Consider the following 21139-nt stretch of genomic DNA (forward strand, 5'->3'; position numbering starts at 1 on the left):
TTGTATTGCGCGTTGAAACGCGTAAAAAGGAGACGCCCATGACCAACCTCAGCCATCCCACCCTGAGCTCCGTGCTCGGCACCGCTTTGTTGCTCGCCTCCCCGGACCCGGCGTTTGCCAGGGACCTCTACCGGATCGACCCCACCCACTCCCAGGTGGGCTTCCGCGTGCGCCACCTGGTGACCCGGGTGCCGGGGGAGTTCCGGGTCTTCGAGGGGACCCTGGAGGTGGACGGCCAGGACCTCTCCCGGTCCTCGGTGGCCGTCACGATCCAGGCCGCCAGCGTGGACACCCGGCTGGAGGCCCGGGACAACCACTTGCGCAGCGCGGATTTCTTCGATGCCGAGCGCCACCCCCTCATCACCTTCCGCAGCACCCGGGTGGTGGACCGCGGCCAGGGGCGCCTGGAGGTCACCGGGGACCTCACGATCAAGGGCATCACCCGGCCCGTCACCCTCGCGGCGATGAGCCTGGGGGCGGTGCGTACGCCCTTCAAGGACACCCGGGCGGGGTTCGAGGGCACCGTGAAAGTGAACCGCAAGGACTTCGGCATGAACTGGAACCTCCCCCTCGACCTGGGCGGAACGGTGCTGGGCGAGGAGGTGGAGATCTCCCTGGCGGTGGAAGCGATCAAGCAGGAGGCGCCGTGAGCGCCGGACCTGCACCGGACGGGGGGCTCGCGCGCTAAAGTTAGGCCTTCCCCCCCGCTCCGGAGGCACGCCCATGGACCCCACGTTCTATTGGCACGACTACGAGACCTTCGGAGTCGATCCCCGGGCGGATCGGCCGGCGCAATTCGCCGGACTGCGCACCGACCTGGACCTCAGGGAGGTGGGGGAACCGCTGGAGATCTGGTGCCGCCTCTCGCCGGACTACCTGCCCCAGCCCGAGGCCTGCCTGCTCACGGGGATCGGACCCGGGGCCGTGGGGCGCCTGGGGCTGCGGGAGGCGGACTTCATCACCGCCATCCACACGGAGATGGCCCGGCCCGGGACCTGCACGGTCGGCTACAACAGCCTGCGCTTCGACGACGAGGTCACCCGCTCCACCCTGTTCAGGAACCTGCTGGATCCCTACGCCCGGGAGTGGAAGAACGGCAACAGCCGCTGGGATCTCCTGGACGTCCTCCGCCTGGCCCGGGCCTTCCGCCCCGAAGGGATCGTCTGGCCGGACCAGGAGGACGGCACGCCGTCCTTCCGGCTGGGGGACCTCACCCGTGCCAACGGGATTCCCCACGGGGAGGCCCACACCGCCCTGGCCGATGTGCGGGCCACGCTCGCCCTGGCCCGCAGGCTGAAGGCGGCCCAGCCCAGGCTCTGGGACTTCGCCCTCAAGGCGCGCGGCAAGCAGTGGGTGCGCGCCCAGGCCGATCCCGCCCATCCCCAGGCCCTCATCCACGTCTCGGGCATGTTCAAGGCGGCCCAGGGGTCCTTCTCCCTCGTCTGGCCCGTGGGGGACCAGCCGGACCGTCCCAACGAGATCGTGCTCTGGGACCTGCGGGTCCCCTTCGAGCCGTTCCTGGACCTGGACGTGCCGGCCCTCCGGGAGCGGATGTTCGCGAAGGCGGAGGACCTGGCCTCGCGCGGCTGGGAGCGCCCGGGCGTGAAGACCCTGCACACCAACAAGTGCCCGGTCATCGTGCGGGACCTGCGCCTGCTGACGCCGGCGGTGGCCGAACGCCATGGCCTCGACCTGCCCGGCCTGGAGGCCCGGGGCGCCGCCCTGCAGGCGCAGACGGCCTTCCGGGCCCGGCTGGTCGAGGCCAGCGGCTCAGCGTTCGCGGGCCCCGGCTCCGCCGACCCGGATTTCTCCATCTACGGAGGCTTCTTTTCCGATGCCGACCGCGCGTGGATGGACCGGATCCATCTGTCGGCCCCCGCGGAGCTGGGCAGGCTCAGGCCCGTGTTCAAGGATCCCCGGCTCCCGGAGCTCTTCTTCCGCTACCGGGCCCGCAACTGGCCCGAGCTGCTCACCCCGGCGGAGGCGGAACGCTGGGCGGCCCATTGCCGGAACCGGCTGGAGCATCCGCCCCTGGAGAGCCTGCTGGGCCTGGACCGCTTCCGGGAAGTCCTTGCGGGGTTCCGGAAGAGCCATCCGGAACGGACGGCCCTCTGGCAGGAACTCGAGGACTGCCTCCCGGCCGAGGTTCCCTCCGAACGGTGACGAAGGCGCCTCGCGGGTGTGGTGGAATGGTCCCATGCCCGAAGCGCCCCGCCCCTCCCTTCCGCCCTGCCCCCGGGGGCGCGCCATCCGCACCTTCGGCGTCCTCGCCCACGTGGATGCGGGCAAGACCACCCTCACCGAGCAGATGCTCTTCCACAGCGGCAGCATCCGGGCCCTGGGGAGCGTGGACCGGGGCACCGCCCACACCGACTGGATGGACGTGGAGCGGGAGCGGGGCATCTCGGTGCGGTCCGCGGTCACCACCTTTACCTGGCGGGACGTGGAGGTCAACCTCATCGACACGCCCGGGCACGTGGACTTCGGGGCGGAGGTGGAGCGGTCGCTGCAGGTCCTGGACGGGGCGGTGCTGGTCCTTTCGGCGGTGGAAGGGGTCCAGGCGCAGACGGCGGTCCTCTGGAAGGCCCTGCGCCGCATGGGCATCCCCACGGTCGTCTTCATCAACAAGACCGACCGCATGGGGGCGGACCCCGCGGGGGTCCTGGCCCAGGTCCAGCGGCGGCTCTCGCCCATGGCCCTGCCCCTGCACCCCGGGGAGGACTGGCCGCAGACCGTGGAACGGGTGGCGGAGCTGGACGAGGCCATCCTCGACCCCTGGGCCGAGGGGCGCCCGGTTTCCCCCGCCCTGCTGAGGGCGCGCATGGCGGCCCTGGCCCGGGCGGGGAGCCTCTACCCGGTGCTGTTCGGCTCGGCCCTGAAGGGGCTGGGCGTGGAAGAGCTCCTGGACGCGGCCGTGGACTGCCTGCCGCCCCCCGCCGGGGACGTGGACGGGCCGGTGTCGGGGCTGGTGTTCAAGCTGGAGCACGACAGGACCATGGGCCGGATCGCCTACGTGCGCCTCTTCAGCGGGGAGCTGCGGAACCGGGACGCCGTGGCCAACGCCACCCAGGGGACCCAGGAGAAGATCACGCAGATCCGCCGCGTCCGGGCCCAGCGCCACGAGGATGCGGGCCTGCTCCAGGCGGGGGACATCGGCTCGGTCTGCGGCCTCCAGGCCCGCATCGGGGATGTCCTGGGCGACCCGGCCGGGGTGCCGGAGGGCTGCGCCATGGCCGTGCCGCTCCTGGCCGTGCAGGCCTTCGCCGGCCAGGAGGCGGACTTCCCCCGGCTGGTGGCGGCCCTGAGGGAACTCGCCGACGAGGACCCGATGCTGGAGCTGCAGTGGCTCCGGGATGAACGGGAGCTGCACCTGCGCATCATGGGCGTCATCCAGATGGAGGTGCTCACGAGCCTCCTGGCGTCCCGGTTCGGGCTGGAGGCCCGGTTCGGCGCGCCTTCGGTCATCTACCGCGAAACCCCCGCCAGGGCGGGGGAGGGTTACGTCGAATACACCATGCCCAAGCCCTGCTGGGCGGTTCTGCGCTTCGCCATCGAGCCCGGGGAGCGGGGCTCCGGGGTGGCGTACGCCTCGACGGTGCGGGACGACGCCATGCTCCACCGCTACCAGAACCAGGTGGAGAGGACCCTGCCCGAGGCCCTGAAGCAGGGCCTCCACGGCTGGGAGGTCACGGATCTGAGGATCACCCTCGTGGAGGGCCAGCACCACCTGGTCCACACCCACCCCCTGGATTTCGCCGTGGCCACCCCCATGGGCATCATGAACGGCCTGGAGGCCACCGGCACCACTCTCCTCGAGCCCATGCTGGCGTGCGCCATCACCGTGCCCGCGGCCCTGGGCAACCGCGTGATCGGGGATATCCTCCAGATGCGCGGCACCTTCGAGGCGCCTGCGATCGGCGGGGGCGAATTCACCGTGGAGGCGCGGCTCCCCGTGGCCACCTCCCTGGACTACCCCACGCGCCTGGGGTCCCTCAGCGGAGGCCGCGGGGTGCTCTCCACGCGCTTCGACGGGTACCAGGAATGCCCCCTGGAACTGGGCGCCGCCAGCCCCCGCCGGGGCATCGACCCCCGGGACCAGGCGAAATACATCCTGGCGGCGCGCAAGGCGCTCTGACCGCGGCGAAGCGGGCCCGGATCAGGCGCCGGTGACGAGGACGCCGGTCCCCGTGGTCGCCCGGGACTCCAGGTCCCGGTGGGCCTGGGCGGCGTCCTTCAGGTCGTACCGCGCGCCGATGCCGATCCTCACCTTGCCGGAGAGCACCACGTCGAAGAGTTCCCCGGAGGTGGCGAGGAGGTCGGGCCGTCCTGCGATGTAGGTGCCCAGGCTCGGGCGGGTCAGGAACAGGGAGCCGTGGCTCGTCAGTTCGGTGATGGCCAGGGGCGGCACGGGGCCCGAGGCGCTGCCGAAGGAGACCATGAGGCCCAGGGGCCGCAGGCACTTCAGCGAACCGGGGAAGGTGTCCCGGCCCACGGAGTCGTAGACCACCGGGACGCCCTGGCCGCCGGTGAGCTCCTTCACGCGGGCCACGAAGTCCTCGGCGCGGTAGTTGATGCAGTGGTCGGCCCCGTGCTGCCGGGCCAGCTCGCACTTCTCCTCGGAGCCGGCCGTGCCGATGATGGTGGCCCCGAGGGCCTTCAGCCACTGGCAGGCGATCAGGCCCACCCCGCCGGCGGCGGCGTGGAACAGCACCGTCTCGCCCGGTTCCACCCGGTGCGTGCGGCGGATCAGGTACTGCACGGTCATGCCTTTGAGCATCATGGCGGCGCCCTGCTCGAAGCTGATCCCGCCGGGCAGCAGGCAGAGGCGTTCGGCGTTCAGGTTGCGCAGCTCGCAGTAGCTGCCGGCCGCCATGGCGTAGGCCACCCGGTCGCCCGGTTTCACGGCCGTGACGCCGGGGCCCACCGCCTCCACCACCCCGGCGCCCTCGTTGCCGGCCACCGCCGGCAGGGGCATCGGGTAGAGGCCGCTGCGCTGGTAGCAGTCCACGAAATTGACGCCGCAGGCCACATGGCGCACCTGGGCCTCGCCGGGCCCCGGCGCGCCGACGGCGAGTTCATCAACCTGGAGAACGTCGGGACCGCCGGTCCGGTGGAAGCGTACCGCCTTGGGCATGGGAACCTCCGGTGTGAGGGTACTTCAAACCCTCCACCCGGAACAACGGGTCCCGTCCGAAGCCGGGATTCAGGACAATTTCATTCGCCCCGGACGGCGACACGGGGGGGAGGGTTGGAGGGTCAACGGTTCCCTTTGAAAAAGCCGGGAACCGGCCCCGCCCGTTCGCCGGAGCTTCGAGAAATAGTCGTGGCGCGGGTTCGCGGTCAGCCATATCCGCGAGGACTGCGGAAAACCCATCCGGCGGGCTCTCCGATTCCTCCCTTCCCAAGGCGATCCTCGGAGTGCCCTCAAAAAGTGGCAGGCGGGTCGGCCCGCAGGGCGTCCGAACGAAAAACCCGGGGCGGCGCCCCGGGTTCTCATGCGCAGGCAGGAGGGGACGGCTACTCCTCGGCCAGGGCGGCCTCGGGCATGGGTTCGTCCTCGTGGCGGTTGAGCACTTCGTGGAAGCGCTTCCAATCCAGTTCCTTCTCCCAGATGGCCATGAGCACGGCCGCCAGGCAGTTGCCGATGTGGTTGGTGATGGCGCGGGCCTCCGACATGAACTTGTCGATGCCGAGGATGAGGGCCATGCCGGCCACGGGGATGCCCGGCACCACGGCGAGGGTGGCCGCAAGGGTGATGAAGCCGGAGCCGGTGACGCCCGCGGCGCCCTTGCTGGTGATCATGGTGACCACCAGGATGCCCATCTGCTGGCCGAGGGTGAGCTCGATGCCCATGGCCTGGGCGATGAAGATCGAGGCCAGGGTCATGTAGATGTTGGTTCCGTCAAGATTGAAGGAGTACCCGGTGGGGATGACCAGGCCGACGATGGACTTGGAAAGGCCGAGGTGCTCCATCTTGGTCATCAGGGGGATGAGGGCCGATTCCGAGGAGCTGGTGGCCAGCACCAGGAGGAGCTCGCCCTTGATGTAGCGCAGCACCTTGAAGATGCTGAAGCCGGCCAGCTTCGCGATGCTGCCAAGCACCACGAAGACGAACAGGGCGCAGGTGGCGTAGAAAAGGCCGATGAGCTGGGCCATGGGCACCAGGGACCGCAGGCCGAACTTGCCGATGGTGAAGGCGATGGCCGCGCCGGCGCCGATGGGGGCCAGGTAGAGGATCTGCTTCATGACCCCGAAGAACATCTTGCTGACGTTCTCGAGCATGGCCAGGAGCGGGGCCTTGTACTTCTCGGGCAGGGCGGCCGCGGAGAAGCCCAGGAGCACGGAGATCAGCAGCACCTGCAGGATGTCGCCGTCGGTGAAGGCGCTGAACATGGTCTTGGGGATCATCTTCAGGAGGTGTTCCGAGACGGTCATGTGATGGGCCTGGGCCACGTACGTCGCGACAAGCTTGGGATCGAGCTTGGCGGGATCGGCGTGGAAGCTCCGGCCGGGGCCGAAGACGTTGGCCATGACCAGGCCGATGACGAGGGCGAAGGTGCTCACCACCTCGAAGTAGAGGATGGCTTTCGCGCCCACGCGCCCGGCCTTCTTGATGCTGCCGGCCCCCGCGATGCCCAGCACCACGCTGCACAGGATCACCGGCGGGATGAGCATCTTGATCAGGTTGATGAACCCGTCGGCGAAGGGCTGCATCTTGACGGCCGTGGCCGGGTAGAAGTGCCCCAGGAGGGCGCCAAGGACGATCATGACCGCGACCCAGTTGTACAGCTTGGAGGCGAACCTCTTGATCATGCGTGCTCCTTCCTGCGATTAAAGAAACGGATGGCCCCAGGGGGGGCCACCGGAAGCGGATATGGGCGCCCTGGAACAGGTCCGACGGGCCCGTCGGACAACCTCGGTTCAGGACTTTTCAATCGGAAATGATGAAGGAGTAGACCATTCCACCGTTGGTATGTCTATCGTGAAAAAACTATTGTTTTCACGGCGATTTCCATGGGGATGGAAGGTTCCCTTTCCCAATATTTTGATAAATCAAGGATGCCGGGCGTTACAAGCGACCGAGCGGATCCGCGCAGGAAAATGCCCCGGAGCCCGGGCCATGGAGGGGCAGGTCCGCCCGGGTGCCGAAGGCGGCGCCCGCCGGGGCACCCTCGGCTAAGCTGGAACAACCCCAGGGAGTCCCATGAGCCGATTCTGGAGCCAGGTCGTCCACACCCTCACCCCCTATGTCCCGGGTGAGCAGCCCAGGCTGGAGAACCTGGTGAAGCTCAATACCAACGAGAATCCCTACGGACCTTCCCCCCGGGCCCTGGAGGCCATCCGGGAAGCGGCCACGGACAGCCTCCGGCTCTACCCCGACCCCACCTCCGCCCGCCTCCGGCAGGTCATCGCCGCCCGCCACGGCCTCGATGCCCGGCAGGTGTTCGTGGGCAACGGCTCCGACGAGGTCCTGGCCCTGGCCTTCCTGGCCCTGCTCAAGCACGACCGCCCCCTGCTGTTCCCTGACATCACCTACAGCTTCTATCCCGTCTACTGCGCCCTCTACGGCATCGATCACGAGCAGGTTCCCCTGGACGGTGAATACCGCATCCGGGTGGACGACTACCGGCGCCCCAACGGCGGCATCATCTTCCCCAACCCCAACGCGCCCACCGGCCGCTGGCTGGACCTGGACGAGCTGCGCACCCTCCTGGCCGCCAACCCCGAATCCCCCGTGGTGGTGGACGAGGCCTACGTGGACTTCGGCTGCGACTCCGCCGTGACCCTCATCCAGGAGCACCCCAACCTGCTGGTGATCCACACCCTCTCCAAGGGCCGCTCCCTGGCCGGCCTTCGCCTGGGCTTCGCCATGGGACACCCCGGCCTCATCGAGGCCCTGGTGCGGGTCAAGGACAGCTTCAACTCCTACCCCGTGGACCGCCTGGCCATGGCCGGCGCCATCGCCGCCCTGGAGGACGTCCCCTGGTTCGAACGGACCCGCCAGGCCGTCATGCGCAGCCGGGAGGCCCTCACGGCCAGCCTGGGAGCCCTGGGCTTCGAGGTGCTCCCCTCGGCCGCCAATTTCATCTTCGCCAGGCACCCCCGGTGGGCCGGCGCCGACCTGACCGCGAAACTCCGGGAACGGGCCATCATCGTCCGGCACTTCAACCTGCCCCGCATCGATGCCTTCCTGAGGATCTCGATCGGGACGGACGAGCAGTGCGGGGTGCTGGTGGACGCGTTGCGGGAAATCGTGGGAAAGGGACAAACCACCTAGAAGATGATCAGATGCAGCACGCCCCGCAGCAGGATCCCCACCACGGCCCCGGCGACGGCCGGGCGAACCACGGAGGCGCAGCGGACCCCGGCTGAAATGAGGACGGCCACCCCCACCAGGTCGCAGGGATTGGTCAGGAAGCCGGCCATGCGGTTCAGTTCCAGGGGGGTGATGGCGCCCTCCTTCATGAGGTTCAGGGTGACGCCCATCATGGCGGTGCCGCCGGCCAGGTACTTGGTGGCCAGGGGGAGGACGGCGGAGGCGGGGAAGCCGATGCGGCCGAGGACGGGGGAGAGGACCCGCTCCAGCAGGGCGATGCTGCCGGTGGCCTTGAGGCCGTTCACCAGGAAGATGGCCAGGATCAGCATGGGGATGGCCCCGAGGATGACCTGCACGGCCTCCTGGCCCCCCTGGATCATGAGGGTGAGGAGGGGCCCCTTGGGCTGGGCGTAAGGGGTGGTGAGGGTGGCCTGGCCGTCCGGCTCGACCTCGACGACCGTGCGGGTGAATAGATAGTAGGTGAGGGCGGCAGCCGCCAGCCCCCCGGCCAGGGAGGTCAGCAGGATGATTCCCACGTTCAGGCCCACGGCCGCCATGGGATAGATGACGTTGGCCTGGGACATGGTGAGCACCATCGCCAGGGTGGCGGCGATCGCCCGGCGGGGGGTGCCGTCCTTCTCCATGACGGCGAGGGTGGCCAGAGGGGCGGCGAAACTGACGAACAGCAGCTGGACAATGGCGAACGCCCCGGCCCCCGGGACGCCGAAGCGCTTCAGGAGCGGTTCCACCCACCGGGCGACCATGGCCAGGATCCCCCGGGATTCCACGGCCTTCATGACGGCCATGAGGATGACGAGCACCGGCAGCAGCGTGTACAGCGCCACGTCGATGCCGGCCTTGCCGGACTGCAACATGATCCTGATCAGGGTTTCCATGGCTGATTATAGGACCGGACTCCTATAATGGACGGCACCTACCCCAAAGGCCCCCCCTTGACCCTCCCCCCCCACACCCTGCAGGATCCGGTCCGGCTTCAGCAGCAGGCCATGCAGTCGATGTTCGACTGCTTCGAGGGGCTGTGCGAGGGGACGGTGATCGTGGACCGGAACGCCCGGGTGGTCTGGATCAACGACCGCTATGCGGCCCGCCTGAGCGTGGATCCCGCCTGGGCCATCGGGCAGGAGATCGAAGCCGTCATCCCCAACAGCCTCATGCGCCAGGTGGTCCAGTCCAAGCAGCCCATCCTGCTGGACCTGCTGGAGACCAACGGCCAGACCTTCGTGGTCATGCGCATCCCCCTGCGGGACAAGGAGGGGGAGGTGGTGGGCGCGGTGGGGTTCGCCCTGTTCAGCCACTACGAGTCCCTGAAGCCCCTGTTCGAACGGTTTTCCAGCCTCCAGAAGGAGCTGGCCCGGGCCCAGAAGAAACTGGCCGAGGCCCGGCGCACCAAATACACCTTCTCCTCCTTCCTGGGCAACAGCCCCCCGACCATGGAGGTGCGGCGCCTGGCCCGGCGCGCGGCCATGCTGGAGGCGCCGGTGCTCCTGCGGGGCGAGACCGGCACGGGCAAGGAGCTGCTGGCCCATGCCATCCACTCCGGAGGGCCCCGGGAGGCGCAGCCCTTCGTGATCGTGAACGTGCCGGCCATCCCGGACACCCTGCTGGAGGCGGAGTTCTTCGGGGTGGCGCCGGGGGCCTTCACCGGGGCCGGGCGCCAGCCGAGGCCCGGGAAGTTCGAACTGGCCAACGGCGGGACGCTCTTCCTGGACGAGATCGGCGACATGCCCCTGGCCCTCCAGTCCAAGCTGCTGCGGGTGCTCCAGGAGCAGGAGTTCGAGCCCCTGGGGTCCAACCGGGTGATCCGGGTGAACGTGCGCATCGTGGCCGCCACCAGCCAGGACCTGGACGCCATGGTGGCCGAGGGCCGCTTCCGCAAGGACCTCTTCTACCGCCTGAACGTGCTGAACATCGCCCTGCCCCCCTTGCGCGAACGCCAGGGCGACATCGAGCTTTTGTGCGAGCACATCCTGGAGAAGGTGGGCGTCCAGAACGCCACCCTCTGCCGGGAGCTGAGCCCGGACGCCATCGCCCTGCTGCTGAACCATTCCTGGCCCGGCAATGTGCGGGAGCTGCGCAACGTCCTGGAGCAGGCCGTCATGAACACCGACGAACACCTCCTGGAGGCCTCGGACTTCCACGGCCTGCTCAAGCACGGCCCCCACCCGCCCCCCCGCCAGGCCCCGGCCCCCGCCGCCACCTATGCCGAGGCCATGGCCCAGGCGGAATGGCTGGTGCTGGACTCGGCCCTGAAGGCCTGCCAGGGGAAGGTGGTGGACGCCGCCCGGCGCCTGGGCATCGGCCGGGCCACCTTCTACAAGCGGCGGACCGCCCTGAAGGAGCTGTCTCCAAACAGAGACATGTCTCCATCGAGAGACGGAAACTGATAACTCCAGTGTCCAAAGCTTGCCGGCGGGAAAAAATGAGGCCTGATTCAGATGTTGCGAACCCGGCGATCTCAAATCAGAGACAGGAGTCCGATGAAGGTTTTTCCTAAACTCTGATTTTATTGGCGATTGTTAAGCCCTTGGATCTGGCACGACCTCTGCAAAAGAGCCTGGATATCCCTTTTCCAGGAGCTTCCCATGTCGAGTCAGACGCTCGCCCCGGCCGGACCCCGCGTCCGGCGCAGCAAAGTCACCACGGCCGCGGAGGCCGTCAAGTGCATCAGGAACGGCGACACGGTGGCCACCTGCGGCTTCGTGGGGATCGGCTTCGCCGAGAACGTGGCCATCGCCCTGGAGAAGCGCTTCCTGGAGACCGAGACGCCCCGGGACCTCACCCTCATCTATGCCGCGGGCCAGGGCGACGGCAAGGAGAAGGGCCTCAACCACCTGGGCCATGAAGGCCTGATCAGGCGGGTCATCGGCGGGCACTGGGGCCTGGCGCCCAAGCTGCAGGCCCTGGCCCTGGCCGAGAAGATCGACGCCTACAACCTGCCCCAGGGCGTCATCTCCCACCTCTTCCGGGACATCGCCGCCGGCAAGCCCGGGACCATCTCCAGGATCGGCCTGGGCACCTTCGTGGATCCGGAATTCGGCGGCGGCAAGATCAACAAGCGCACCACCGAGGATCTCGTCGAACACATCTCGATCCACGGCAAGGACTACCTCTTCTACAACGCCATGCCGCTGAACATCGGCATCATCCGCGGCACCACCGCGGACCCCGACGGCAACGTCACCATGGAACGGGAGGCCCTGACCCTGGAGGGCCAGGCCATCGCCATGGCCGTGCACAACAGCGGCGGCAAGGTGATCGTCCAGGTGGAGCGCCTGGCCGACCGCGGCACGCTCAACCCCCGCGACGTGAAGTTCCCCGGCGTCCTGGTGGACTACGTGGTGGTGGCCGAGAAGCCCGAACTGCACATGCAGACCTTCGGCGAGCAGTACAACGCCGCCTACAGTGGGGAGATCCGCATCCCCATGTCCTCCATCGCCATGCTGGAGATGAGCGAGCGCAAGATCATCGCCCGCCGCGCGGCCATGGAACTCAAGCCCAACGTGAACGTGAACCTGGGCATCGGCATGCCCGAGGGCGTCTCCATCGTGGCGGTGGAGGAGGGCGCCTCCGACTTCATGACGCTGTCCACCGAGCCGGGCGGCATCGGCGGCGTGCCCGCCGGCGGCCTCAGCTTCGGCGCCGGGTCCAATGCGGTGGCCATCATCGACCAGCCCTCCCAGTTCGACTTCTATGACGGCGGCGGCCTGGACATCTGCTTCCTGGGGCTGGCCCAGGCCGACCGCCACGGCAACCTGAACGTGAGCAAGTTCGGGCCCCGCCTCGCCGGCGCGGGCGGCTTCATCAACATCTCCCAGTCCACCAAGGTGGTCATCTTCGTGGGAACCTTCACGGCCGGCGGGCTGGAGATCGCCGTGGAGCAGGGCTCCCTCAGGATCGTCAAGGAAGGGGCCAGCAGGAAGTTCCTGAAGGAGGTGGAGCACCGCACCTTCAGCGGTTCCCAGGCCTTCAAGAACGGCCAGAGGGTCCTCTACATCACCGAGCGCTGCGTCTTCCGCCTCGTGGAGAAGGGCCTGGAGCTCATCGAGATCGCCCCCGGCGTGGACCTGGACCGGGACATCCTCGGGCAGATGGACTTCGCCCCGATCCTCGCCCCGGATCTCAAGCTGATGGACTACCGCATCTTCCGGGACGAGCCCATGGGCCTCCTGGACATGCTGCCCAAGGAATGAACGGAAGGCACCCCGGGCGCCGCCAGGCGTCCCGGGGCGCAGCTGTTGGCAACAAACAACCCAACCACCCGGTTTCTTAACCTCAACCCTTTTCCAAGGAGCTCTCGTGACGACCACTCTAAGTCCCGCAGTACCAAAGGGCACCGGTCCGGCCCCAGTCGAAGTCGGGCACAAGCAGATCGTGAAGGTCGCACTGGCCAGCCTGATCGGCACCTCCATCGAATGGTACGACTACTTCCTCTACGGCACGGCCGCGGCGCTGGTGTTCAACAAGATCTTCTTCCCCAGCTACGACCCGATCGTCGGGACCCTGCTGGCCTTCGCCACCTTCTCCCTGGGCTTCCTGGCCCGCCCCCTGGGCGGCATCGTCTTCGGCCACTTCGGCGACAAGATCGGCCGCAAGAAGATGCTCTACCTCACCCTGATGATCATGGGCCTGGCCACGGCCTGCATCGGCATGCTTCCCACCTACAGCGTGATCGGCATCTGGGCCCCCGTGCTCCTGATCACCATGCGCCTGCTCCAGGGCTTCGGCCTGGGCGGCGAGTGGGGCGGCGCGGTGCTGATGGCCGTGGAACACGCCCCCGCCAACCGGCGCGGCTTCTACGGTTCCTGGCCCCAGCTCGGCGCCTTCATCGGCCTCCTGCTGTCCACCATGGTCTTCCGTGCGGCCAACTCCATGTGGTTCCTCCGGGCCGACACGAAGGCCGCCGCCGATGCCGCCTTCATCTCCTGGGGCTGGCGGGTTCCCTTCCTGCTCAGCTTCGCCCTCGTCGCCGTCGGCATCTGGATCCGGATGACCATCGCCGAGTCCCCCGTCTTCGAGAAACTGAAGGACCAGAAGCAGGAAGCCAAGATGCCCCTCATCGAGGCCATCACCAAGCACCCCAAGAACATCCTCATCGCCATGGGCGTGCGCTTCGCCGAGAACGGCCTCTTCTACGTCTTCACCGCCTTCTCCCTGGTCTACATCTCCACCTACCTGAAGATGGACCGCGCCGTCGGCCTCAACGGCCTGCTCTGGGCCGCCTTCTTCGCCATCTTCACCTGCGCCGGCTGGGGCGCCCTGTCCGACAAGCTCGGCCGCCGTCCCGTCTACATGTGGGGCGCCGTCTTCTGCGGCCTCATGGCCTTCCCCTTCTTCTGGATGCTGGGCACCAGGTCCCCCGCGATGATCGCCCTGGCCATCGTCATCCCCGTGACCATGGGCCACGCCGCGATGTATGGCCCCCAGGCCAGCTTCCTCTCTGAAATGTTCTCGGCCCGCGTCCGCTACAGCGGCGCCTCCCTGGGCTACCAGCTGGCCTCCATCTTCGCGGGCGGCCTTTCGCCGCTGGTGGCCACCTACCTCCTCAAGAAGGGCATCGAGAACAACCTGGCCTTCACCTACATCGCCTACTACATGATCGCCCTGGTGCTCATCACCGTCGTGGCCGTCTACTTCGCCAAGGAAACCCACAAGGACGGCATCGGAGCCTAGGTTCCGCGCCCTCCCTCTCATAAGGACACTCTCTATGAGCAAAGCCAGCATCATCGGTGCCTACAACACGGAGTTCGGCGCCTTCGTCAAGAAGGACAAGAAGACCGGCCTGATGACCGACACCAAGACCTACTACGATCTGCTGATCGAAGCCGGCCGCGGCGCCATCAAGGACGCCGGCCTGGAAGCCAAGGACATCGACGCCGTCTTCGTCGGTTCCTGCTCCCCGGGTTCCTTCATCAACCAGGAGCACGTGGCCCCCATCGCCGCCGAGATCGACCCCGCCCTGCGCTTCAAGCCCATGACCCGCTGCGAGTGCGCCTGCGCCTCCAGCTCCGTGGCTCTCTACGACGCCATCTACGCCATCGAGGCGGCGCGCTACAAGCACGTGCTGGTCATCGGCGTGGAGAAGATGAACCTCCTGCCCACCCCCCAGATGACCCACGTCCTGGCCTGCTCCTCCCATTGGCCGACCGAGGGTTCCCGGGGCATGTCCTTCCCCATGCTCTTCGCCGAATACGCCAAGGGCTACCAGGCCAAGTACAAGATCTCCAACGAGGACCTGGAGAAGATGCTCTGGACCGCCGGCGCCCTCTGCTACAAGAACGGCGCGGAGAACCCCCTGGCCCACGTGAAGAACGGCCCGGCCTCGGTGGAAGAGATCATGAAGCTCAACGAGCTGGACCCCAAGGGCCGCTGCAAGAACATGATGATCGCCGCTCCCCTGCGCCTGCATGACTGCTCCCTGGTCACCGACGGCGCCGCGGCCCTGGTCATCACCCAGACCGCCAACGTGGCCGACAAGCACCGGGCCGTCTCCATCGCCGGCATCGGCCACTCCTGCGAGCGCCTCTCCGAGAGCGTGCGCCCGAACATGTACGACCTGATGGCCGGCAAGGACGCCGCCGCCAAGGCCTACAAGGAGGCCGGCATCGTGCCTTCCGACATCGACCTGGCCGAGGTGCACGACTGCTTCACCATCAACCAGATCATCTCCACCGAGGCCCTGGGATTTTCCGACGACGGCCGCGCCGGCTACGACTACCTCGATGGGCGCTTCACCCGCGACGACAGGATCGCCATCAACCTTTCGGGCGGCCTGAAGTCCAAGGGGCACCCCGTGGGCGCCACCGGCGCCTCCATGCACGCGCTGATCTACAAGCAGCTGATCGGCGAAGCCATCGGCGTGAAGGCCAGGAAGGCCGACATCGGCGTGGCCTTCAACGTGGGCGGTTCCGCGGTCACCAACTGCGTCACGGTCCTTCGGAAACTCTAGGGAGGGCTCTCATGAACCCCATCAACTACAACGACATGCAGTTCACCGTCGAGAAGCGGGGCGAGGGCTGGGACATCCTCTGCGCCAAGGGCGGCGGCGCTCCCGCCGTCGCCGGCGCGGGCCTGTTCCCCGGCGCGACCGAAGAGGAAGCGGAAAAGCGGGCGCTGAAGGTCATCAGGACCGTCTTCCCCGTGGGCATCAAGTCGGTGGGCCCGGACGTGGCCCATCCCAACCGCATCGGCGACCTCAAGATCGTCGGACCCGACGTGCTCCATCCCAATTTCATCTACTGGGACAAGGACAGCGTCACGCCCAAGCACTGATCTCAATCATCCAACCAAGAGGGAATCCATTATGGAAATCAAAGGTAGCGTCGTTCTCGTAACGGGCGGAGGCAATGGCATCGGCGAGGCCGTGGTCAAGTACTTCGCCAAGCGGGGCGCCAAGGTCGCCATCGTCGACATGGTGCAGAAGAACATCGACCGCGTCGTCAAGGACGTGAAGGAGATGGGCGCCGAGTGCATCGGCATCCAGGCCAACGTGACCAGCGAGGCCGATACGGCCCGCTTCATCCAGGGCACCCTGGAGGCCTTCGGCCAGCTCAACATCTGCGTGTCCAGCGCCGGCATCATCCGGGACGGGACGATGCTGAGCCTGGACAAGGAGACCGGCCAGGTCTCCAAGAAGCTGGGCCTGGACAAGTGGGCCGCCGTCATCGACACCAACCTCACCGGCACGTTCCTCACCATGCGCGACGCCGCCGAGGCCATGGTCAACGGCGGATGGCCCGGGCTGCTCGTGCCCATCTCCTCCGTGAACAAGTGCGGCCAGGTCGGCCAGATCAACTACTCCTCGGCCAAGGTCGCCGACGCCCTGATGCCCAAGATCATCATCGGGGAGTTCCTCATGCGCGGCATCCGCAACGTCCGCTGCGTCGCCATCGCGCCGGGCTACACCGCCACGCCCATGCTCACCGGCATGAACCAGGAGGCCCTCAAGAGCATCCTGGAGGACGTGCACCTGGGCCGCCTCGTCTCCCCCGACGAGATCGCGTCCATCATCGGCACCGCCGCCGAGAACGAGGCCCTGAACGCCACGACCATCGAGATCACCGGTGGTCTGTGCTATCCCAAGGGCATCGCCAAGTAGGCTGGAGCACCGCACGATGAAACGGGCCGTCCCGGACTCCTGTCCGGGCGGCCCGTTTCCGTTTCAGGCCCGGTCCGGCTCCACCGGAGGCGGGCGCCAGGCCTCCGGGGGGACCGTCTTGGCTCCGGCCGGGGGCTGCTGGGGAGGAGGGAACCCGCGTCCCCCGCGGCCCCGGGGTCGTCTGGAAGCAGCATCGCCGCCGGGAGCCGGATGAGGATGGGCATGGAGAGCCTCCTGGGGATTCCCATTGCGCACGATAAGTGACTGGATTTGGAGGAATTGTAGCAAGGAAGTCCTCCGGGCGCGGCCAGGGTTGGGGCCGGGCACGAATGGCTCCAGGACCAAAAGTAACTTATACTTAAAAAAGTCTGGACTAAAAGACGAATTATATAAAAATGGTCCCATGAGCGACCGCCCTCGTTTGTACGCCACCGTGCTGGAGGACCACTTCCGGAGGAACCGGCAGATGGCCCTGGTCAGCGGGGCGCGTCAGGTGGGCAAAACCACCGCCTGCCGGGCCGTGGGGACAGCCTATTTCAATTGGGACAACCAGGATGACCGACGCATGCTCCTCCTGGGGCCCGGGGCCCTGGCGGAGCGTCTGGGGCTGGACCGCCTGCGGACGGAACCGGTGAGGGTCGTCCTGGACGAGCTCCACAAGTACTCCAAGTGGAAACAGCTTCTGAAGGGTTTTTTCGACACCTACCATGACCGGGCCCAGGTCCTGGTGACGGGCAGTTCCCGCCTGGACGTGTTCAGGCGCGGGGGCGACAGCCTCATGGGGCGCTACCTGCTCTATCGCATGCATCCCTGGTCCGTGGCCGAGTGCGTCCGGGTGGAGGTACCGGACCAGGAGATCCGTCCCCCGGTTCCCATCCCGCCGGAGGACTGGGAGGCGCTCTGGACCCATGGCGGGTTTCCGGAACCGTTCGTGCGCCGTGATGTCCGCTTCACCCGCCGCTGGCGTTCCCTGCGCATGGACCAGCTCGCGCGGGAGGACCTGCGGGAGGTCACCCGGGTCCAGGAACTGGGAAGCATGGAGACGTTGATGCGGATCCTGGCCGAGCGCAGCGGCCAGCAGCTCGTCCATGCCAATCTGGCGGCGGAACTGGGCGTGGCTCCTGAGACGGTTCGTCGCTGGGTGGACCTCCTGGCCCGGCTGCACTTCGGGTTCCTGGTCCGGCCCTGGTTCACGAATGTCGCCAAGTCCCTGCGCAAGGAGCCCAAGTGGTTCCTGCGGGACTGGAGCGGCATCACCGACGACGGGGCCCGGGCCGAGACGCTGGTGGCCTGCCATCTGCTGAAGGCGGTGGAAGGCTGGACCGACCTGGGCCTGGGCGAATTCGAACTTCGCTACCTCCGGGACAAGCAGAAACGGGAGGTGGACCTGCTGGTCATCCGGGACCAGAAGCCCTGGTTCCTGGTGGAGGTCAAGAAGAGCGAGACCCGCCTGTCGCCGGCCCTGGCCCATTTCCAGGAGCAGACCGCGGCACCGCATGCCTTCCAGGCCGTCCTCGGCCTGCCCTACGTGGATGCGGACTGCTTCGCGGCCCGCGGGCCCCTTGTGGTGCCTGCCCTCACCCTGCTGAGCCAGCTCCTGTGAGCCCCCTGATTCAGTAGTAGGAGACCCGCGTCTTCTTCAGGTGCCGGGTCTCCAGGAGCGCGGCGACGCGCCTGATGACGTTGCGGCGGATGTCGAGCTCCACGGGCAGGGCCGGGTCCTGGTGGGCCTCGTTCACGGCGGTGCCCACCTGGAAGTGGATGACGTCCGATTCCAGGAGGAGCTCCACCAGGCGCGAGGCGGCGTTGCGCCGCGGGCAGGCGCCGGCCTCCAGGTATTCGGAGACCTTGGCGAGGGTCAGGCAGCCTTCGGTGACCAGTTCCACGCCGGCCATGGCGGAGGGGGCGGGCACCTCCCGGTCGTGGAGGGAGAGGTCCATCTCCACCTCCCGGTTCAGCTCCCGGGCCAGGATGTTGGAGGTGGTGCCGCCGCACACCACCTTGCGCGAACCGGGGGCGTCCACCAGGGCCGCGAAGTCCCGGTCCCGGGCCCGGTCGAAGGGCGGGCCCGTAAGTACCTGGAGCACCCGGGGGCGGCGCAGGTGGATGATGCCGCAGGTGATGTCGTCCCCGGCCGCGCCGCCGTCGTTCCACAGGGCCCGGTCCACCAGGAGTTCCGCCAGGCGCCGGCTGGAGAGGTCCGGGGTGCGGGCCAGCCTGCCCAGGGCGAAGGCGGCGGCCTCCGGCTCCCCCCAGCCCAGGGGGTGGGCCGGGGTGCCCATGCCGGACTGGGTCACCCCGTCCGAGCAGAGCACGATGCGGTCGCCCACGCTGCTCTGGAACTCGCTCACGCGCAGGCGCCGGTTCCCCCACCGGGGCTGGGCCAGGACGGTGCGCTCCAGGGGCACCAGGGCCCCGTCGCGGATGAGCATGATGGGCGGGTTGCCGTGCTCGAAGACCCGGGTGCGCCCGTCCCGGCGCGCGTCCACGATGGTGAAGGTGGAGTAGCTGATGCGGCGCACGGGGTCCACCGGCAGGGAGTCCATGAGGATGGCGGCGGCCTGGGCGGTGTCGATGTTCCACTCCACGTACTCCAGGGCCATGGAGGCCGTCACCGAGGCCAGCACCGCGGCCTCCACGCCGCTGCTGAGGCCGTCGGCCAGCACCGACACCACCCGGTGGCCGTCCTCCAGGCTGCGGGAGTGGAACAGGTCGCCCGACAGGTGCTCGCCGCCGCAGGGGAGCCCGAAGTGGTCCACCTCGATGAAGCGGGCCTCAGGCTCCATGGGGCCCCCGGAACTCGGCGATGATCGAGTTGAGGATCCCCTCGCTGCGCGCCGCGTTGCGCCCCAGGCTGAAGGCGATCTCCTGGGCGTTGGCCAGCATGTTGTGGATGACCTCCTCGGCCTTGCCCACCATCTCCTTCTGCCGGGCCTCGGTCTCCGTGACGTCCAGGAGGAGGGCCCCCACCACCCGTCCCGGCTCCACCGTGAAGATGGTGGCGCTCAGCGTCCCGCCGGCGCTGGCGAGGTTCTGGCGGATCAGTTCGTCGCCGCCCTCCAGGACCTCCCGGAAGCGGGCGCCGAAGTCCACGAGCTTGTCGATCCTGGCGCCGCACAGGCCCGGCTGGGTCTCGGCCACCAGCTCCGCCTCCGCGCCCAGGAGGCGCACGAACTGGTCATTGCTCTCGATGATGCGCAGCTCCTCGTCCACGATCACCACCCCGAAGGGGAGGGTGCGCAGCAGGGCGTTGGCCTTCTTCTCGGCCAGGCGGCGCAGGTTGGAAACGCACATGCGGGTTTCCGCCCGGCCTCCCAGGATGGCGCCGGCCAGGTCCCGGCAGGTGTCGTACCCGCAGGCCCCGCAGTTCAGCTCGTCCCCGGGGCCCGCCTTGCCCAGGCGGCGCAGGGCGGCCTCCAGCTGGCCCTCGGGGACCGGGTCTCCGGGGGGGACGCGGGGGGCGAAGGCCCGGGCCAGGGGGACGCCGGGTTCCCGCGGGTAGGCGCCGGCGGCTTCGGCGGCCCCGTCCAGCACCGCCATGCGGGCCGCCACGGGGGAGCGCCGCGCGGCCGGACCGTTCACGCAGCCGCCGGCGCAGGCCAGCAGCTCCAGGAAGAGGTTGCCCCGGGGCGGGGGCAGGTCCGCCAGCGCCTCCCGGATGGGGCCCAGGCCGCTGAGGGTGACGAAGCGGGTGCCGCGGGTGGCCATGCTGAGGGCCGTGGCCCGGGCCATGCCCCCCTCGATGGGGTAGAGGGCCCCCTCGGCGGCCGAGCCCAGGAGGAAGGCGCCTCCGGGTTCCAGGTCCAGGGGGTCGATGCCCTCCCGGGCCAGCCAGGCCCGCAGGTCCTCGAAGGTGAGGGCGGCGGCCAGGGTGGGAGCGTCCTCCACCTCCAGCTTCTTGGCGATGCAGGGGCCGATGAAGACCACCGGCATGTCCCCCAGCTCCGCCCGCAGGAGCCGCACGTGGGCCAGCAGCGGCGAGTCCAGGGGCGTCAGGTCGGCGATGCGCTCCGGCAGGTACGTGCGCACATAGTCCACGGCCACGGGGCACGCGGTCGATATCCAGATCCTGCCGGTGTGGGCGTCCAGGTCCCGCGCCAGGCGCGCCGACACCTCCTGGGCCCCCAGCGCGGTCTCGCTCACCCCCGCGAAGCCCAGGCGCTTGAGGGCCGCGATGATCCGCCCGGGACCGCCCGGGAATTCGCCGACGTAGGAGGGCGCCAGGGACACCACCACGGGCCGGTCCCCCCGCAGCAGCGCCTCCACCAGGGGCAGGTCGTCCCGCACCCGCTTGGCCCCGCTGGGGCAGGCCGAGACGCAGGCCCCGCAGGCCAGGCACCGCTCGGGCATGACCGTGGCGTGGGCGGCGCTGACCCGGATGGCCTTCACGGGACAGGCCCGCACGCACTTGTAGCAGTCCTGGCACTGGGCCTGCTCGGAGTAGACCGGGCCGGGCCTCACAGCGCCTTCCCCAGGTCCTCCAGGCAGGTGGACGGATCCAGGAAGGTGTCCCCCAGGCGCAGGTTCGGACCGTGCTGGCACCGGCCCTCGCACCGGGCGCCCTTGAGGGCCACGCGGTCCTCCAGGCCCTTGCGCTTCAGGAAGGCCTGGAGGCGGGGCAGCGTCTCGTCGTTGCCCCGGGTGAAGCAGGAGCTGCCGAGGCAGATGGTGAGGGTGGGCAGGCCTTCGGCATCAGGCATGGGATG

The 21139-nt window shown here is 68.5% G+C and carries 16 protein-coding genes and 1 pseudogene; 11 read left to right on the forward strand and 6 right to left on the reverse strand.

Annotated elements, in window-relative coordinates:
* Positions 1-38 precede the first annotated feature (38 nt).
* From ACZ5MC_RS20350 to ACZ5MC_RS20360, 3 genes are all read left to right on the forward strand, one after another.
* Complete coding sequence (locus ACZ5MC_RS20350; protein ID WP_306597720.1) at positions 39-650, forward strand: YceI family protein; 612 nt, start codon at positions 39-41, stop codon at positions 648-650.
* Between the two features lie 73 nt (positions 651-723).
* Entirely contained in the window at positions 724-2163 is a 1440-nt protein-coding gene (gene sbcB, locus ACZ5MC_RS20355) for an exodeoxyribonuclease I (RefSeq protein ID WP_306597721.1), read from the forward strand.
* Between the two features lie 34 nt (positions 2164-2197).
* Positions 2198-4135, forward strand: coding sequence for a GTP-binding protein (locus ACZ5MC_RS20360; protein ID WP_464516651.1), 1938 nt, complete (start codon positions 2198-2200; stop codon positions 4133-4135).
* A 21-nt stretch (positions 4136-4156) separates the two neighbouring features.
* Here the strand turns inward: ACZ5MC_RS20360 and ACZ5MC_RS20365 are convergent, their stop codons facing one another.
* Positions 4157-5134 (reverse strand): quinone oxidoreductase family protein, encoded by a 978-nt coding sequence (locus ACZ5MC_RS20365; protein WP_306597723.1) that lies wholly within the window; start codon positions 5132-5134, stop codon positions 4157-4159.
* A gap of 383 nt (positions 5135-5517) precedes the next feature.
* On the reverse strand, positions 5518-6813 hold the full coding sequence (gene dctA / locus ACZ5MC_RS20370) for a C4-dicarboxylate transporter DctA (protein ID WP_306597724.1): 1296 nt from the start codon (positions 6811-6813) through the stop codon (positions 5518-5520).
* Positions 6814-7204: 391 nt separating this feature from the next.
* Between dctA and hisC the strand changes: the two genes are divergently transcribed.
* Positions 7205-8278 carry a histidinol-phosphate transaminase gene (hisC, locus tag ACZ5MC_RS20375; RefSeq protein ID WP_306597725.1) on the forward strand — a complete coding sequence of 358 codons (1074 nt, stop codon included), beginning with the start codon at positions 7205-7207 and terminating at the stop codon, positions 8276-8278.
* Here hisC and ACZ5MC_RS20380 read toward each other — a convergent pair.
* A complete protein-coding gene (locus tag ACZ5MC_RS20380) occupies positions 8275-9213 on the reverse strand; it encodes a nucleoside recognition domain-containing protein (protein ID WP_306597726.1) in 939 nt (312 codons plus the stop codon). The genes hisC and ACZ5MC_RS20380 overlap by 4 nt on opposite strands.
* 111 nt (positions 9214-9324) lie before the next feature.
* Here ACZ5MC_RS20380 and ACZ5MC_RS20385 point away from each other — a divergent pair, with 111 nt between their 5' ends.
* The 7 genes and pseudogenes from ACZ5MC_RS20385 to ACZ5MC_RS20415 all read left to right on the forward strand — a co-directional run bounded on the left by ACZ5MC_RS20385 (position 9325) and on the right by ACZ5MC_RS20415 (position 18036).
* The gene (locus ACZ5MC_RS20385) at positions 9325-10722 is read left to right on the forward strand and encodes a sigma-54 interaction domain-containing protein (RefSeq protein ID WP_373432575.1); all 1398 of its coding nucleotides are present in this window, start codon (positions 9325-9327) and stop codon (positions 10720-10722) included.
* Between the two features lie 198 nt (positions 10723-10920).
* A pseudogene (locus tag ACZ5MC_RS20390) lies at positions 10921-12504 on the forward strand (acyl CoA:acetate/3-ketoacid CoA transferase); the annotation flags it as partial.
* A 205-nt stretch (positions 12505-12709) separates the two neighbouring features.
* Positions 12710-14008 carry an MFS transporter gene (locus tag ACZ5MC_RS20395; protein ID WP_306597729.1) on the forward strand — a complete coding sequence of 433 codons (1299 nt, stop codon included), beginning with the start codon at positions 12710-12712 and terminating at the stop codon, positions 14006-14008.
* Positions 14009-14042: 34 nt separating this feature from the next.
* Positions 14043-15284 (forward strand): thiolase C-terminal domain-containing protein, encoded by a 1242-nt coding sequence (locus ACZ5MC_RS20400; protein ID WP_306597730.1) that lies wholly within the window; start codon positions 14043-14045, stop codon positions 15282-15284.
* 11 nt (positions 15285-15295) lie between these two features.
* Positions 15296-15607, forward strand: a complete 312-nt coding sequence (locus tag ACZ5MC_RS20405) for a hypothetical protein (RefSeq protein ID WP_464516652.1) — start codon at positions 15296-15298, stop codon at positions 15605-15607.
* A gap of 31 nt (positions 15608-15638) precedes the next feature.
* The gene (locus ACZ5MC_RS20410; RefSeq protein ID WP_306597732.1) at positions 15639-16433 is read left to right on the forward strand and encodes an SDR family NAD(P)-dependent oxidoreductase; all 795 of its coding nucleotides are present in this window, start codon (positions 15639-15641) and stop codon (positions 16431-16433) included.
* Between the two features lie 403 nt (positions 16434-16836).
* Positions 16837-18036, forward strand: a complete 1200-nt coding sequence (locus tag ACZ5MC_RS20415; RefSeq protein ID WP_306597733.1) for an ATP-binding protein — start codon at positions 16837-16839, stop codon at positions 18034-18036.
* A 10-nt stretch (positions 18037-18046) separates the two neighbouring features.
* Here ACZ5MC_RS20415 and ACZ5MC_RS20420 read toward each other — a convergent pair whose 3' ends face one another.
* The 3 genes from ACZ5MC_RS20420 to ACZ5MC_RS20430 are packed head-to-tail and all read right to left on the reverse strand — an operon-like array spanning position 18047 to position 21133.
* Complete coding sequence (locus ACZ5MC_RS20420) at positions 18047-19219, reverse strand: SpoIIE family protein phosphatase (protein WP_464516653.1); 1173 nt, start codon at positions 19217-19219, stop codon at positions 18047-18049.
* Entirely contained in the window at positions 19209-20894 is a 1686-nt protein-coding gene (locus ACZ5MC_RS20425; RefSeq protein ID WP_464516654.1) for a [Fe-Fe] hydrogenase large subunit C-terminal domain-containing protein, read from the reverse strand. The genes ACZ5MC_RS20420 and ACZ5MC_RS20425 overlap by 11 nt, the downstream gene beginning before the upstream one ends.
* Entirely contained in the window at positions 20891-21133 is a 243-nt protein-coding gene (locus ACZ5MC_RS20430) for a (2Fe-2S) ferredoxin domain-containing protein (RefSeq protein WP_464516655.1), read from the reverse strand. The genes ACZ5MC_RS20425 and ACZ5MC_RS20430 overlap by 4 nt, the downstream gene beginning before the upstream one ends.
* Positions 21134-21139 lie beyond the last annotated feature (6 nt).

The organism is Mesoterricola sp. JemC181 (genome assembly GCF_055384585.1).